This window comes from Mannheimia bovis, assembly GCF_014541205.1.
GTDB classification, from domain to species: Bacteria; Pseudomonadota; Gammaproteobacteria; order Enterobacterales; family Pasteurellaceae; genus Mannheimia; species Mannheimia bovis.
The window spans coordinates 1647003-1660369 of sequence record NZ_CP061280.1 but is presented as its reverse complement, the minus strand read 5'-3'; the positions used below and the strand labels follow the sequence as shown (position 1 = coordinate 1660369).

Below are 13367 nucleotides of genomic sequence, written 5' to 3'. Positions count from 1 at the left end.
ATTATCTTTTATAAAGATATTTCACTATTAATAGTGCAATTCCTGCACCGCATAAGTCTGCTAATCCATCTAACCAAGATCCTTGTCTGGTTTCAGTAAAAGTTGCTTGCCCTAACTCTGTTCCAAATGCATAAAATAGGGCAGAAATCATCAATCCTAAATAAGGCACAGCTTTATTTGATTGGATAAACGCTCTTGCCATTAGCCAGAACTGCACAAAAAAGATACCCAAATGCCCAATTTTATCAAAATGAGGAATGGGGAGTGATTCGCCGGTGCTTTCACGAAAAATTAAGCTGTAAATACTAATGGCAAACCAAAGTAGAGCTAAGATAGCGTATTTATTCATTTTTAAATGTATGTCATAGAAAGATAAAAGAACAAGCGGTCATTTTTAGTAAAAAATTTACCAAAAACAACCGCTTGTAGTATCAAAAATTACTCAAATAAGCCTTTGTGTAATGCACGAACAGCGTCATCTGCTTCGCTATTTTTGATAAGCGTACAAACGTTATTGCTACTTGCTCCGTAGCTGATTAAGCGGATATTGTAATTCTCAAGGGTGTGGAATAATTTTTTCGCTACACCGGCTTGAAGATGTAAGTTATTACCAATAATTGCCACTAATGCTAAATCATTTTCAACTTGAACGTTGCAATAAGCATTCAGCTCATCAAGTAATTCAGGTGATAGCATATCTGTACCAGAAGACGCTGAACCTGTTTTATCTAAGGTGAGAGATACACTCACTTCTGAAGTTGTAATGACATCAACAGAGATTTTATGTTTTGCTAAAATCGCAAATAAATTCGCTAAGAAGCCCTGAGCGTGTAGCATAGACAGGCTTGAAAGTGTCAATAAGGTTTGGTTGCGGCGTAATGCAATCGCACGGAAAGTCGGGCGTGGTTGTGGATCACGTGTTACCCAAGTGCCGCCTTGTTCAGGAGCTTTACTTGACCCTACATACACAGGAATATTGCTACGCACCGCTGGTAATAATGTTGCCGGATGTAATACTTTTGCACCGAATGTTGCCATTTCAGCTGCTTCGTTAAATGCCATTGTATCAATGCGTTGTGCATTTGGTACAACTCGTGGGTCAGTTGTGTAGATGCCCGGAACGTCTGTCCAAATTAACACATCATTAGCATTTAATACTTCTGCTAATAAGGCAGCAGAGTAATCTGAACCACCACGACCAAGAGTTGTGGTTTTGCCTTCATCATCACGACCGATAAAACCTTGGGTAATGACGATTTTGCCTGCTTGAATAAGTGGTTTGATCACTTTATCTGATTGTTGTTGAGTTTTTTCATCGTTTGGTGCAGCTTTACCGTAGTGGTTATCTGTCGCGACAATGTCACGTACATCTACCCATACAGCTGGGTGCCCACGCTCATTTAATAATTGGGTGAAGATTTTTGTGGACATCATTTCACCGTGGCTGATTAATTCATCACTTAATGCCGCAGAGGTCGCAAGGCTTGCAGATTCAGCAAGGGCTTCAATACGATCTAATAATTCGTCAATTTCAGCACGAACATTGTCTTGCGTTTGTAATTTTTCAATGATGTTGTATTGAATTTGACGAACAGCTGCAATGATTTCATCACGTTTTTCTTCTTCACAACCATTAGCGAGTTCAACCAAATAATTTGTTACGCCAGCAGAAGCAGAAAGTACCACTACACGAGTGTTTGCATCAGCAATTACGATGTTTGCCGATGAAGTCATTACATCAAAATTAGCAACGCTGGTACCACCAAATTTAGCCACAGAAAGATGAGACATAATAAAATTTCCTTAAAACAAAATAGATAAATGTTGTGTTAGGGGATATTCGGAAAGGAAATTTGAGTAGATTATACGGTTTGATTAGAGAACCAATTAATCAGAGCACTCCATTTAATATTTGCTATTAAATGACAGCTGATAGGATTCAACCTGCTCAGCCGATGTTAATTCCAGTCTAGTGAATTCACACCTCGGCAATCACTCCCATCACTTAATTTTCAAACGGTCCTAGTTACCTCAAATTAAGTTGCCTGAGTGTTGCACCTCTCCTGTAATGGCAATACCATTACTATTTTTTCAATGGATTGAAAAAACGATATAGAAATACCTTTTTATCTCAGTTTTGTCAATGAATATTTGAAAAAACTTAGGGGGAGCAGTGAAAACAAGCGGTTATTTTTTCGGAAAATTTTACAAGAATTTGACCGCTTGAATAGTGAATTTGAAATTTTACTCTAAAATTTTTTTGAAATGGATCACAAAACTTAATTTAGGTGATTGTCTTTAAAATGCTTTTTTTCTATTCTATTTCTACTCAATATGAGTTAATTAATTGGAGGTTTGTATGAGTGTTTTAGGTTATCTACAAAAAATCGGTAGAGCCTTAATGGTACCGGTGGCGGCTTTACCGGCAGCGGCACTATTAATGGGGATTGGTTATTGGATCGACCCGGATGGTTGGGGAGCAAACAGTCAACTGTCGGCATTGTTAATCAAATCCGGGGCAGCAATTATTGACAATATGTCGATTTTATTTGCGGTAGGTGTCGCCTTTGGTATGTCTAAAGAAAAAGATGGTGCGGCTGCATTATCCGGCTTAGTCGGGTATTTAGTGATCACAACCTTGCTTGCACCGGGGGCAGTGGCACAATTACAAGGTATTGCGGTTGATCAAGTGCCTGCGGCATTCGGTAAAATCAATAACCAATTTATCGGGATTTTAGTGGGTGTGATTTCAGCGGAACTTTATAACCGTTTCTACCAAGTGGAATTGCCGAAAGCGTTATCCTTCTTTAGCGGTAAACGTTTAGTGCCGATTGTTGTATCGGTTGTGATGATCGTGGTTGCGTTTATTCTATTGTACGTATGGCCGGTGATTTTTGGTGGATTAGTATCTTTTGGTGAATCAATCAAAGATATGGGTTCAGTCGGTGCAGGTATTTACGCCTTCTTCAACCGCTTATTAATTCCTGTAGGCTTACACCACGCGCTTAACTCCGTGTTCTGGTTTGATGTGGCAGGCATTAACGATATTCCGAATTTCTTAGGCGGTGCGAAATCATTAGCCGAAGGTAAAGCGGTTGTAGGGGTAACAGGTATGTATCAAGCTGGTTTCTTCCCTGTAATGATGTTTGGTTTACCTGCTGCGGCATTAGCGATTTATCATAGTGCAAAACCGGCGAAAAAAGCACAAGTTGCCTCAATTATGTTTGCAGCAGCGTTGGCCTCATTCTTCACAGGCATTACCGAGCCACTTGAATTTGCCTTTATGTTCGTAGCCCCTGTACTTTATGTGGTTCACGCATTATTAACCGGTATCTCAGTCTATATTGCTGCCTCAATGGAATGGATTGCCGGTTTCGGCTTTAGTGCAGGTTTAGTAGACTTAGTGTTATCAAGCCGTAACCCACTAGCGGTGCAATGGTATATGCTATTGGTACAAGGTTTAGTGTTCGCCGTAATTTACTATGCGTTGTTCCGTATTGTGATCCGTGCGTTTAACTTAAAAACTCCGGGACGTGAAGACGATGTTGAGACACAAGCAGTTAATACCACATCTCATCAAGAACGAGCAAAACAGTTTATTGATGCCTTAGGTGGTAAAGAAAACTTACTCAATATTGATGCTTGTATTACACGCTTACGTTTAACGCTTGCAGATGTGTCGAAAGTTAATGATGCACAATTAAAAGCATTAGGCTCGAAAGGCAATATTAAATTAGGTGAAAACGCATTCCAAGTAATCTTAGGTACAGAGGCGGAATTTGTTGCAGATGCAATGAAGAAACTTCACTAATTGATTTGATATGAAATCACAAGCGGTCAAATTTTCGCAAAATTTGCAAGAAATTGACCGCTTGAATTTTTATGCTTTTTTATTGGTTGGTGCTTGTTTGTGAGCTGCCATTTTTTGGCGGATTTCACGGCGTTGCTTTGAAAGTTCCGCATTGCGAATCATATAATCATCGACACGGTTTTCGTAGTCATCACGCATATTGGCAATGATAGCTCGAATTTCTTCAATAGACATTTCATCTGTGATGTATTGAGTTAAGTTATCTAATAACAATACACGCTTTTGGTTATCACGAATTTTGCGATCGTTATCGGCAGTTTCACGGTGTAATTTATTTTTTAGACGATAAAGATGCACATATTCCAACATATCGTGGAATGATTTATTGACTTCAGACATAAAGACCTCGCTTAGTTGAGTTTTATTGAAAATAGTTAAGTAAATCCTAGTCTTTTTCTGTTAATTCGTCAAAAAATTTTGTGTTAATTTTATGATTTAAATCTGTTATCAAAAAGTTCATTAAATTTGTAGTGATATTTTGCTTAAAAATGGTAATATCTCATCATTTATAGTTATTAAGGGATTTTGTTATGTCATCAAATATTGCTCCTCGTGAGTTTGCTGCAATTGATTTAGGCTCAAACAGCTTTCATATGATTGTTGCCCGTATTGTGAATGGCTCAATTCAAGTCCTTTCTCGTCTTAAACGTCGTGTCCGATTAGCCGATGGGCTTGATGAAAATCTAATACTCAGTCAAGAAGCTATCGATAGAGGCGTTGATTGCTTAGCATTATTTGCTAAACGCTTAAAAGGGTTCTCTCCAGAGAATGTGAAAGTTGTCGGTACTTATACGTTACGAAGAGCGTCAAATAAACAAGATTTTCTTGATCAAGCAAAAGCGGTTTTCCCTTATTCTATTTCTATTATTTCCGGGCAAGAAGAAGCCAGATTGATTTATTCGGGGGTTAGCCACACGCAACCTGAAACGGGCAGAAAGCTGGTAGTCGATATTGGCGGTGGTTCAACAGAAATTACCATTGGCGATAACTTTAATCCAATTCGGGCGGAAAGCCGTCATATGGGATGTGTCAGTTTTGCCAAACGTTTTTTTCCAAAAGGTGAGCTAACTATCGAGCTTTTTGATAGTGCTTATCAACTTGCAATGGAAAAAATTGAAGACTTGATGTGGGAGTATCAAGAATTAGGCTGGGAACACGCTCTTGGCTCTTCAGGCACAATTAAGACCGTTCATCAAGTTCTGATTGCAAATGGCTATCGTGATGGATTAATTACTGAGCCTCGTTTGCAAAAAATGATTGATTTATGTTTGGAATTTAAATCGTTGCACGACATAAAAATGCGTGGATTATTGGAAGAGCGAGCAGATGTATTAGTACCGGGTTTAGCTATTTTGTTAGCCCTTTTTCATACGTTTAAAATTGAGACTTTACGTTATTCTAACGGTGCTTTGCGAGAAGGGGTGATGTATGGGTTGGAAAAAAGTTTCCAAGTAGTCGATATCCGCCAACGTACCGCCGAAGCTTTAGTTGAGCAGTTTGATTTAGATAAAAAGCAAGCATCAAGGGTCGAAAAAACGGCATTTGTGCTTTTTGAACAAATTCGAGGTTGGAAAAATCGTCGCCAAATTGAAGATTTTCGTTCTATGCTGAAGTGGGCAAGCTTATTACACGAAATTGGTATTGTGGTTAACCACAATAATGTTCATCGACACTCAGCTTATTTGATTTCAAATCGAGATTTACCGGGTTTTGATTTCGAACAACAGACATTGTTAGCAGTTTTAATGCGGTATCACCTCAAAGGGTTCAAACGCTCTGATATTCGTAGCATTAACCGCTACCAATATCGGGATATTTTAACTCTAGTTCGTTTATTTAGATTAGCGGTATTACTTAATCGTTCCCGTCAAGCAAGTATTGAGCCAAAGCAGATTTTACTCAATATTGAAAATAACGATTGGCACTTGGCATTTAATGAGGGCTTTTTAAGCCAAAACCCATTAGTATTAGCCGATCTAGAAGATGAGCAAAAGATATTATCTACAGCGGATCTTACTTTAACCATTTCTTAATAACTCACCCTTTATGTACTATTCATTAACGCCTAAATGGTGTTAATGATTTCCTTGCCAATAAAATTTGATCTACTTCGCATTTTTGAAATTTTCTTATTGAGATTATTCTGTTAAGCCATTATTCTTCTTTTATTGGAGTATATCTTCATAAATAGATGTTTATGGAGTAATACATCATAGTATATGTTATGAATAGATGAGGGGAAATCCTATGTTACTAGCCGATTTATCAAGAGATGATTACGCAAAATCATTACCACCTGTATTTGCAAGACTTTGCGGCAAATTAAAAAGTTTAGATTTAGTTAATTTAGAGCTGGGTTGGCAGGATTTAGAAGAGGGCATTCGTATGAATGTGATGTCATTTGAAACCACTCCGGCAGAAGGCAAAAAAGCGGAAATGCATCGTAAATTTGTCGATATTCAATTACTGATTGAAGGCGAAGAAATGATCGAATATGGATTAAGTCAGCCTGATTTATCAAAATATGATGAATACAGAGATGAAGATGACTACCAGCTAACCGATGCGATTGACGATAAAAATGAAATCACGCTTAAACCAAATATGTTTGCTATTTTCTTACCTTACGAGCCACACAAACCGGGTAATTCAGTAAATGGTGATAAAGTATTGAAAAAATTAGTGGTGAAAGTGCCTGTGGAATTACTATAGGAGGCGGAAATGTCTGCTAGAGGAAAAATTCTTAATACCATTAGTTCTTTACAAAATAGTTTGACAAAAACAGAAAAGAAAATAGCAGCGGTAATTTTATCTCAACCTGAATTACTGAGCCAATGTTCTTTATCTGAAGTCTCGAAGCATTTAGATGTGGGGGAAGCAACTTTTATTCGTTTTTGTCGTACATTAGGCTTTAAAGGCTATACCGATTTCAAGTTGGAATTGGCAATAGAACTCGCTACCCAAAATCAAGATAAACGTGTTTTGTTAGATACAGATGTATCTGAGGGAGATACATCAAAAGATATTGCTAATAAACTAAAAAACAGCTTAGACAGTGCCATTAGTGAAACCATTAATCTACTTGATTTTGATGTGTTGGAAAAAGTTGTACAAGAGTTACGAAAAGCCAAAAGAATATTTTTATTCGGTGTAGGCTCTTCAGGGCTAACGGCGGAAGATGCTAAACATAAATTAATGCGGATTGGGTTACAAACTGATGCGGTAACCAATAACCATTTTATGTATATGCAAGCTGCTCTTGTTGAAGAAGGTGATTTGGTTATTGGTATAAGCCACTCGGGTTATTCCGAAGAAGTGGTGAAATCACTTCGCTTTTCTCGGGCTAATAAAGCTACTACAGTTGCAATCACGCATAATTTACGTTCCCCTGTAACGGAAGAAGCAAATTATGTTCTGATTAACGGCAACCGCCAAGGACATATGCAGGGGGATTCTATCGGTACAAAAATGTCGCAACTTTTTGTATTGGATTTAATTTATACCTTGCTAGTAAAAGCTGAGCCTGAAAATGCCTTAAAACAAAAGCAAAAAACCTTGAATGTAATTTTAGAGCAGAGAGTTAAAGGCTAGAATTTAAATAAGAAAACCTTTGGTTAATTTGTTAGCCAAAGTTTTTTTATATTACAAGCGGTCTATTTTCTCTTAAATTTTACTAATTTCAATGCTATGCTTGAGCCCAAAATAACAACACAAGCAAAGCCCATTTGTTCCATAGAAATATGTTCGCCAAGTACAATATAAGCAATAATGGCGGTTGAAACAGGCATCAATAGCTCCAACACTTGATAAGTTATCAGCCCTTGAGTTTGAATAATATGAAATGTAAGCACCATTCCTACCACAATGGCATAAATACCAACAGCCATCAGCGTGAATAACAGCCAGCTTGGTGTTGCAAAAATGTCATTAATTTTGCCCGCTTGTAAACTGAGTAATAGGCTTGAAATGGAAGTGGTTAATGAGGTTACACAGCTTAGCGTAAAAACATTTAGCTCTCGGCTGAATTTGACGACTAAATTTTGAATATTACGGATAGTAATAGAAAGAAATAAGAAAAATGAGCCTAAAATAAAGCCTTCTCCCACAGAAATAGTTTTGCCATACCAAACAAAGCCTAATGAGCCAAGAATGGTTAAGACTGAGCCAAACCAAAAACTTCTATTTTTAATTCTTTCCCTTTCATCTTTAAAAAACAGAGCTGCGATAATCACGCCAAAGGGCATTGCTAATACGCCGAAAATTGAGGCAGTAACGGCACTGGTAATTTTGACACCTTTTAACCAAAAATACATATTGGCAGACATCATTAATCCAACAAATAAGGCAATTGCAATCAGCTTCGGGCTTCGAGCAAGCTGAGTGAGTGATGAGCGGAATTTCCATAAAATCAGCAATAATAAGGCTAAACCACCTACGAGAAATCTCACCCCATTATTATTGAGCGGATCGAAATGTAGGCTCAAAAATCGTAGTAATACGATATTTAAACCAATACCAAAAACATAAAGCAGATTAATTAGGATTAGCTGGTGATAAAGAGGCATAGAAATACATATAGCTCGGTCTGAAACCGAGCGTTACCATAAGAAATGAGCCTAGAATAGCAAGAAAAGTTGTTATTTTACAGCAGATTATGAGGCTTTTTCATCAAGAGGAGTAATGTTGGTAGCTGATGCCCCACGATCCCCCTGTACTAATTCAAATTGTACTTTTTGCCCAACCTTTAACGAGCGATAACCTTCTGTTTTAATTTCAGAGAAGTGAGCAAATATATCCCCCTCACATACGTCCGACGTAATAAAACCAAATCCTTTTACATTGTTAAACCATTTAACAATACCGATTTCCATACAGATCTCCTAAATAACTGACTGATGATATCGGATTGTAAATAAAATGTTTAAAAGCTCAACTGCCAAAGTGTAGAAATTAGACAGAGATCACAAAATTTCTAAAAAATTGATGTTTCTAATCTGATGTTACCTTCTTCAACAATAATCGCTTTGCCAAATTTTTTAACCATCGCTTCTTTCATTTTGCTTTCATCTAAGGTGTAAACAGGTGTACTGTTTAGAAAGCCGGCTAAACCTTCTGCAAGCATCGGTAAGAACATTTGAAGTTCAGATTGATATTTAGCTGGCGTTGCTGACCAACTCAGTAGTCGCACATCTTTTAGGAATAATGCTCCTCTTTGCGGGTCGTAATAGGGGGTAGTGTCCATATTCAAATGAATTGTGGCATCATATTTTTTGCCTCTGGCTTTTAAAATGCCATCGATAGCCCCTGAAATAGCAACTTTCTTTTCTTCCGTTCTGCCGATTTGGCTAGTTAATGAGTGAAGGTGATAATCCAATTCAAATAACTGGGGAATACCGACTTTATCTTGTAGCGGCACTTTCTCGTTTCGTTTCGTTGCTAAATAGTCATTAATTTCCTGCTCACTAATGCTTAGCATATTGGCATTAGCTGACACCATTGCGGTTGCAGTAACCAATAAAGCGGTAAATTTGCGTAAAATTTTCATAATTTCTTCTTTTAAATTAGGCTTAATAGTTTAAAAAAGGTAGAATATATCAGGACTATCATAGTCCATCTTCTATGTTAGGACATACAAAAAATGAAAAAATTCTTATTATGCGTTAGCATTTTAACAATTGTTGCTTGTTCATCAACTGGCGTTGGCGGTAGTGTTGGCGTAGGTGGCGGCTCAAATGGTGTTGGAATCGGCTTAGGCGTTGGCACAGGCTTTAGATTCTAATTTGTAAATTTTTAGCGGTTTTTGACCGCTTTCACGAACTGTTTATTTGTGGATAGAAATGAAGTACGAATTAAAAAAAACAAGCGGGAATGCTCGTCGTGGGCGTTTAACATTTAATCGCCCGAAAGGGGAGTTTCACGTTGAAACCCCGGCATTTATGCCTGTGGGAACATACGGCACAGTAAAAGGAATGACACCTGAAGAAGTGGCAGCAACAGGTGCTCAAATTCTGTTAGGTAACACTTTCCACCTTTGGCTGCGTCCGGGTCAAGAAGTAATGAAAATGCACGGTGATCTGCACGATTTTATGCAATGGCACGGACCGATTTTAACGGATTCAGGTGGTTTCCAAGTCTTTAGTTTAGGAAAATTGCGTAAAATCAAAGAAGAAGGCGTAACTTTCCAAAACCCGATTAGTGGCGAGAAAATTTTCCTTTCGCCTGAAAAATCAATGGAGATCCAATACGATCTTGGTTCAGACATTGTAATGATTTTCGATGAATGCACGCCTTACCCAGCAACCTTTGATTATGCAAAAAAATCAATGGAAATGTCGCTTCGCTGGGCAAAACGTTCCAGAGATCGCTTTGATGAGTTAGAAAACCCAAATGCACTCTTTGGGATTATTCAAGGTGGTGTCTATGAAGAATTGCGTAAGGTTTCGGTAGAAAAATTGGTTGAAATCGGCTTTGACGGTTATGCTGTTGGCGGTTTGGCGGTTGGCGAGCCAAAAGAGGATATGCACCGCATTTTAGAATACGTTTGCCCTCAAATTCCAGCAGATAAACCACGTTATTTAATGGGCGTAGGTAAGCCTGAAGATTTAGTGGAAGGCGTTCGCCGTGGTATTGATATGTTTGACTGCGTAATGCCAACCCGTAATGCTCGTAATGGTCATTTATTTGTTACCAACGGTATTGTAAAAATCCGCAATGCAAAATATCGTGAAGATACAACACCATTAGATCCGGAATGTGATTGCTACACCTGTAAAAATTACACCAAAGCCTATTTATATCACTTAGATAAATGTGGCGAAATTTTAGGGGCAAGATTAAACACCATTCACAATTTACGCTATTATCAACGCTTAATGGCAGAAATTCGCCAAGCCATTGAAGATGACCGCTTTGATGATTTTGTGGTGGAGTTTTATGCTCGAATTGGCAAAGAAGTGCCACCTTTACAATCTGAAGTTAATAATCAGGAATAACAAGGAGTTTATATGCAACAACTTGAACCGCAAGCCTTTGCAAGCTGGGCTGAACCCATTGATATGCTATATGCTTGTCATAGCAAAGTAAAAAGTTTCTGTAAACAGTTACAAATTTTGCCTGATTACCTTGAAAAGAATGGGCTAAATCAAGCGGTAAAAAATGATGTTCAGCAGATCTTAAATTACTTCAATATATCAGCCCCACTTCATCACGAAGACGAAGAAGATGATTTCTTCCCAGAGTTGATTAAAGTGCAACCTCAAGCTCAAGCTGATGTGGATGAACTAGAACGTCAGCACGTTGATTTACATAAAAACTGGGACGATTTGTCTGCTCAACTAGAAGATTTGTTGGCAGGCAAACGAGAAAATGTGGATAGAGACTTAATCAAGCGTTTTGTGGCAGGTTATGACGTGCATATTGCGATTGAAGAGCCACTTTTCGAGCTAGGGCGTGAGCATTTAGCGGAAGAAAAGCTCTCGGCGATGGGCAAAATTATGGCAGATCGCCGTAAACTATAGTTTCAATGAATAAGGCGAACGTTGAGTTCGCCTTTTGTATATCAAAACGATGAAATATTCTTTAGATTTAACCGGCTATGCTTGCCCGCTCCCCTTGTTGATGGCTAAAAAAGCGATGAACGATCTTAAAAAAGGCGATAGTTTAGCAATTCTACTCAATCAGCAGAGTAGTCTTGCTGATTTTGAATTGCTTGCCCAAGAATATCATTGGCAGATTAAAACCATTGAACAAGCGGTTGAAAATCAAATTATTTTTACCAAATAATTTATTCTCTTTCCCAGATCGTTTTTTTCGCAAACATTACTTTATTATCAGTATGTTTGATGGTATTAAAAGAAAGCTCCCACACATCGCTGGGTTTTAAGCGTGCAAGCGGGTGTTTTTTGTAATAAATTTGCAATGCCTGTGGAGATTCTTGCTCCGTTAAACAGTTGGCAATAGCAGAGAATTGGATTCCTTCAATATCTTTAATCTCTTCAATCTGCCCGCAAATTGTGCCTACAACGTTAGGGTTTTCTAACATTAACTGTGCGTGCTTTGTTTTTTTGCTTGTTAAGATAATTAAACGAGTATTTTCTTCATCAAAGGCATAAAAGCAACTTGCCGCCCAGAAATCATCATTGTGATGAGCTGCAAAATTCACCACGTGGTTAGATTGAATAAATTCAAGAATATGATTAGGAATTGGGGACATTTATTCCCCCCAGTGAGGAATGTTTGGGATCTCAATATCCAGCAGCGAAAGTGCGTGAGCAACGCTATGTGTTACCATCTCATCAAGGCTTTTCGGTTGTTGATAGAATGCTGGAATAGGAGGGAAAATGATGCCTCCCATTTCAGTCACTTTTCGCATATTATCAATATGAGCAAGGTTTAGCGGTGCTTCTCTTACCATTAATACCAGTTTACGGCGTTCTTTTAGGACCACATCAGCGGCTCGGGTAAGCAAATTATCGCTAAAGCCATTAGCAATAGAGGCAAGTGTTCGCATAGAGCAAGGAGCAATAATCATACCTGCGGTTTTAAATGAGCCACTTGCAATGCTTGCTCCTACATTGTGCAGAGAATGCACTTCATCCGCTAAATGGTATAAGGTTTCCCGTTCATAATCTGTCTCCAATGTTCGGGTAAGTTCAGCCCCTTTTGTGATGACCAGATGGGTTTCAATATCGTCAAAAGGCTTGAGTAACTCAAGCACTTTATAGCCGTATTGAAAACCGCTTGCACCGCTAATACCGACAATAATACGCTTTTTCATCATTAACTCACTAATTGTTCCCAAAGATAAGAGATTGGCATCGCTAAAAGTAATGCAGGCAACATATTTGCCACCGGGAATGTTTTAATTCCACAAATGCGAAAACCTGTTGCAAAGAGGAGTAATCCCCCTGTTGCAGAGAAATCAGCTAACATATTCGGTGTGGTAAGCGGCATTATAATTGATGCAAGCAAAACCAATATCACTTGAATAATCACAAGTGGTAGGGCAACGGTCGTAACAACATAACCTAATGATGTAGCAAAGATCATTGCCGTAAAGAAATCCAAGATAGATTTAATGTATAGAATACTTGGATCGCCTGTTATCCCTTCGTTTATTGCACCAAAAATGCCTGTTCCACTTACACAGAAAAGCACGAGAATCGCAATAAATTTTTCCAGAAATTCTTCTTGAGAAAGTGAATGTCTTGGCGGAAAAATATTATTGATTATACTTTGTGCTGAGCTCGCGGCTTTTCCGATCTTCTTTTCAAGATAGATTAACTCGCCAATAATTGTGCCAAGAATTAAGGCTAGTGCAACGGCAGACATATATTTTACCGAAGCAGTTAGCATCATTCCTAAGCCGAAACAGCATAAACCAAAGATCAGCGGTAATGTGATGCGAAGCCGTTCAGGTAGACGACTACCTAAATAAGCCCCTAATAAACCGCCTAAAATAACTGCTCCTGCATTAACAAAAGGTCCGAGCATAATA

17 protein-coding genes and 1 riboswitch are annotated in these 13367 nt (G+C 38.3%); of the genes, 8 read left to right on the top strand and 9 right to left on the bottom strand.

The features are described 5' to 3' along the window. Window position 1 precedes the first annotated feature (1 nt). Together ICJ55_RS08245 and lysC are read right to left on the bottom strand one after the other, a co-directional pair. Window positions 2–349 carry a VanZ family protein gene (locus tag ICJ55_RS08245; protein ID WP_188156371.1) on the bottom strand — a complete coding sequence of 116 codons (348 nt, stop codon included), beginning with the start codon at window positions 347–349 and terminating at the stop codon, window positions 2–4. A gap of 89 nt (window positions 350–438) precedes the next feature. Then, window positions 439–1791, bottom strand: coding sequence for a lysine-sensitive aspartokinase 3 (gene lysC, locus ICJ55_RS08240; protein WP_188156370.1), 1353 nt, complete (start codon window positions 1789–1791; stop codon window positions 439–441). 95 nt (window positions 1792–1886) lie between these two features. Beyond that, window positions 1887–2071: riboswitch (Lysine riboswitch) on the bottom strand. A 288-nt stretch (window positions 2072–2359) separates the two neighbouring features. On the opposite strand from lysC, the gene nagE reads away from it, so the two are divergent. Then, a complete protein-coding gene (nagE, locus tag ICJ55_RS08235; RefSeq protein WP_188156369.1) occupies window positions 2360–3811 on the top strand; it encodes an N-acetylglucosamine-specific PTS transporter subunit IIBC in 1452 nt (483 codons plus the stop codon). A gap of 69 nt (window positions 3812–3880) precedes the next feature. Here nagE and ICJ55_RS08230 read toward each other — a convergent pair whose 3' ends face one another. Further along, a complete protein-coding gene (locus ICJ55_RS08230) occupies window positions 3881–4210 on the bottom strand; it encodes a DUF496 family protein (protein ID WP_025217386.1) in 330 nt (109 codons plus the stop codon). A 191-nt stretch (window positions 4211–4401) separates the two neighbouring features. Between ICJ55_RS08230 and ppx the strand changes: the two genes are divergently transcribed. From ppx to ICJ55_RS08215, 3 genes are all read left to right on the top strand, one after another. Then, complete coding sequence (gene ppx / locus ICJ55_RS08225) at window positions 4402–5904, top strand: exopolyphosphatase (RefSeq protein WP_188156368.1); 1503 nt, start codon at window positions 4402–4404, stop codon at window positions 5902–5904. 214 nt (window positions 5905–6118) lie between these two features. Next, a complete protein-coding gene (gene nanQ / locus ICJ55_RS08220) occupies window positions 6119–6583 on the top strand; it encodes an N-acetylneuraminate anomerase (protein WP_188156367.1) in 465 nt (154 codons plus the stop codon). A 9-nt stretch (window positions 6584–6592) separates the two neighbouring features. Then, window positions 6593–7462 (top strand): MurR/RpiR family transcriptional regulator, encoded by an 870-nt coding sequence (locus tag ICJ55_RS08215; RefSeq protein WP_188156366.1) that lies wholly within the window; start codon window positions 6593–6595, stop codon window positions 7460–7462. A gap of 62 nt (window positions 7463–7524) precedes the next feature. Here the strand turns inward: ICJ55_RS08215 and ICJ55_RS08210 are convergent, their stop codons facing one another. From ICJ55_RS08210 to ICJ55_RS08200, 3 genes are all read right to left on the bottom strand, one after another. Then, window positions 7525–8436: a DMT family transporter gene (locus ICJ55_RS08210; protein WP_188156365.1), complete on the bottom strand. Its 912-nt coding sequence runs from the start codon at window positions 8434–8436 to the stop codon at window positions 7525–7527. Window positions 8437–8523: 87 nt separating this feature from the next. Further along, the gene (cspD, locus tag ICJ55_RS08205) at window positions 8524–8742 is read right to left on the bottom strand and encodes a cold shock domain-containing protein CspD (RefSeq protein WP_188156364.1); all 219 of its coding nucleotides are present in this window, start codon (window positions 8740–8742) and stop codon (window positions 8524–8526) included. Between the two features lie 101 nt (window positions 8743–8843). Then, window positions 8844–9416 (bottom strand): YceB family lipoprotein, encoded by a 573-nt coding sequence (locus ICJ55_RS08200; protein WP_188156363.1) that lies wholly within the window; start codon window positions 9414–9416, stop codon window positions 8844–8846. A gap of 93 nt (window positions 9417–9509) precedes the next feature. On the opposite strand from ICJ55_RS08200, the gene ICJ55_RS08195 reads away from it, so the two are divergent. Genes ICJ55_RS08195 through ICJ55_RS08180 form a run of 4 tightly spaced genes read left to right on the top strand, consistent with a single transcriptional unit; the run spans window position 9510 to window position 11653 of the window. After that, window positions 9510–9650: a hypothetical protein gene (locus ICJ55_RS08195; protein ID WP_188156362.1), complete on the top strand. Its 141-nt coding sequence runs from the start codon at window positions 9510–9512 to the stop codon at window positions 9648–9650. A 58-nt stretch (window positions 9651–9708) separates the two neighbouring features. Beyond that, entirely contained in the window at window positions 9709–10863 is a 1155-nt protein-coding gene (gene tgt, locus ICJ55_RS08190) for a tRNA guanosine(34) transglycosylase Tgt (RefSeq protein WP_188156361.1), read from the top strand. A 12-nt stretch (window positions 10864–10875) separates the two neighbouring features. Next, complete coding sequence (locus ICJ55_RS08185; RefSeq protein WP_188156360.1) at window positions 10876–11388, top strand: hemerythrin domain-containing protein; 513 nt, start codon at window positions 10876–10878, stop codon at window positions 11386–11388. Window positions 11389–11437: 49 nt separating this feature from the next. Further along, complete coding sequence (locus ICJ55_RS08180; RefSeq protein WP_188156359.1) at window positions 11438–11653, top strand: sulfurtransferase TusA family protein; 216 nt, start codon at window positions 11438–11440, stop codon at window positions 11651–11653. A gap of 1 nt (window position 11654) precedes the next feature. On the opposite strand, the gene ICJ55_RS08175 is transcribed toward ICJ55_RS08180, so the two are convergent. From ICJ55_RS08175 to ICJ55_RS08165, 3 genes are read right to left on the bottom strand one after another with little or no spacing between them, the layout of a single operon-like run. Beyond that, window positions 11655–12083, bottom strand: a complete 429-nt coding sequence (locus ICJ55_RS08175) for a PNPOx family protein (protein ID WP_188156358.1) — start codon at window positions 12081–12083, stop codon at window positions 11655–11657. Then, window positions 12084–12647, bottom strand: a complete 564-nt coding sequence (locus ICJ55_RS08170; RefSeq protein ID WP_188157714.1) for a UbiX family flavin prenyltransferase — start codon at window positions 12645–12647, stop codon at window positions 12084–12086. It lies immediately after the preceding gene. Between the two features lie 2 nt (window positions 12648–12649). After that, window positions 12650–13363: a DUF554 domain-containing protein gene (locus ICJ55_RS08165; protein ID WP_188156357.1), complete on the bottom strand. Its 714-nt coding sequence runs from the start codon at window positions 13361–13363 to the stop codon at window positions 12650–12652. Between the last annotated feature and the right edge of the window lie 4 nt (window positions 13364–13367).

Excerpts from the sequence above, each read along its gene's own strand:
- ICJ55_RS08245 (WP_188156371.1), bottom strand. The coding sequence starts at position 349 with ATGAATAAATACGCTATCTTAGCTCTACTTTGGTTTGCCATTAGTATT.
- lysC (WP_188156370.1), bottom strand. The coding sequence starts at position 1,791 with ATGTCTCATCTTTCTGTGGCTAAATTTGGTGGTACCAGCGTTGCTAAT.
- nagE (WP_188156369.1), top strand. The coding sequence starts at position 2,360 with ATGAGTGTTTTAGGTTATCTACAAAAAATCGGTAGAGCCTTAATGGTA.
- ICJ55_RS08230 (WP_025217386.1), bottom strand. The coding sequence starts at position 4,210 with ATGTCTGAAGTCAATAAATCATTCCACGATATGTTGGAATATGTGCAT.
- ppx (WP_188156368.1), top strand. The coding sequence starts at position 4,402 with ATGTCATCAAATATTGCTCCTCGTGAGTTTGCTGCAATTGATTTAGGC.
- nanQ (WP_188156367.1), top strand. The coding sequence starts at position 6,119 with ATGTTACTAGCCGATTTATCAAGAGATGATTACGCAAAATCATTACCA.
- ICJ55_RS08215 (WP_188156366.1), top strand. The coding sequence starts at position 6,593 with ATGTCTGCTAGAGGAAAAATTCTTAATACCATTAGTTCTTTACAAAAT.
- ICJ55_RS08210 (WP_188156365.1), bottom strand. The coding sequence starts at position 8,436 with ATGCCTCTTTATCACCAGCTAATCCTAATTAATCTGCTTTATGTTTTT.
- cspD (WP_188156364.1), bottom strand. The coding sequence starts at position 8,742 with ATGGAAATCGGTATTGTTAAATGGTTTAACAATGTAAAAGGATTTGGT.
- ICJ55_RS08200 (WP_188156363.1), bottom strand. The coding sequence starts at position 9,416 with ATGAAAATTTTACGCAAATTTACCGCTTTATTGGTTACTGCAACCGCA.
- ICJ55_RS08195 (WP_188156362.1), top strand. The coding sequence starts at position 9,510 with ATGAAAAAATTCTTATTATGCGTTAGCATTTTAACAATTGTTGCTTGT.
- tgt (WP_188156361.1), top strand. The coding sequence starts at position 9,709 with ATGAAGTACGAATTAAAAAAAACAAGCGGGAATGCTCGTCGTGGGCGT.
- ICJ55_RS08185 (WP_188156360.1), top strand. The coding sequence starts at position 10,876 with ATGCAACAACTTGAACCGCAAGCCTTTGCAAGCTGGGCTGAACCCATT.
- ICJ55_RS08180 (WP_188156359.1), top strand. The coding sequence starts at position 11,438 with ATGAAATATTCTTTAGATTTAACCGGCTATGCTTGCCCGCTCCCCTTG.
- ICJ55_RS08175 (WP_188156358.1), bottom strand. The coding sequence starts at position 12,083 with ATGTCCCCAATTCCTAATCATATTCTTGAATTTATTCAATCTAACCAC.
- ICJ55_RS08170 (WP_188157714.1), bottom strand. The coding sequence starts at position 12,647 with ATGAAAAAGCGTATTATTGTCGGTATTAGCGGTGCAAGCGGTTTTCAA.
- ICJ55_RS08165 (WP_188156357.1), bottom strand. The coding sequence starts at position 13,363 with ATGCTCGGACCTTTTGTTAATGCAGGAGCAGTTATTTTAGGCGGTTTA.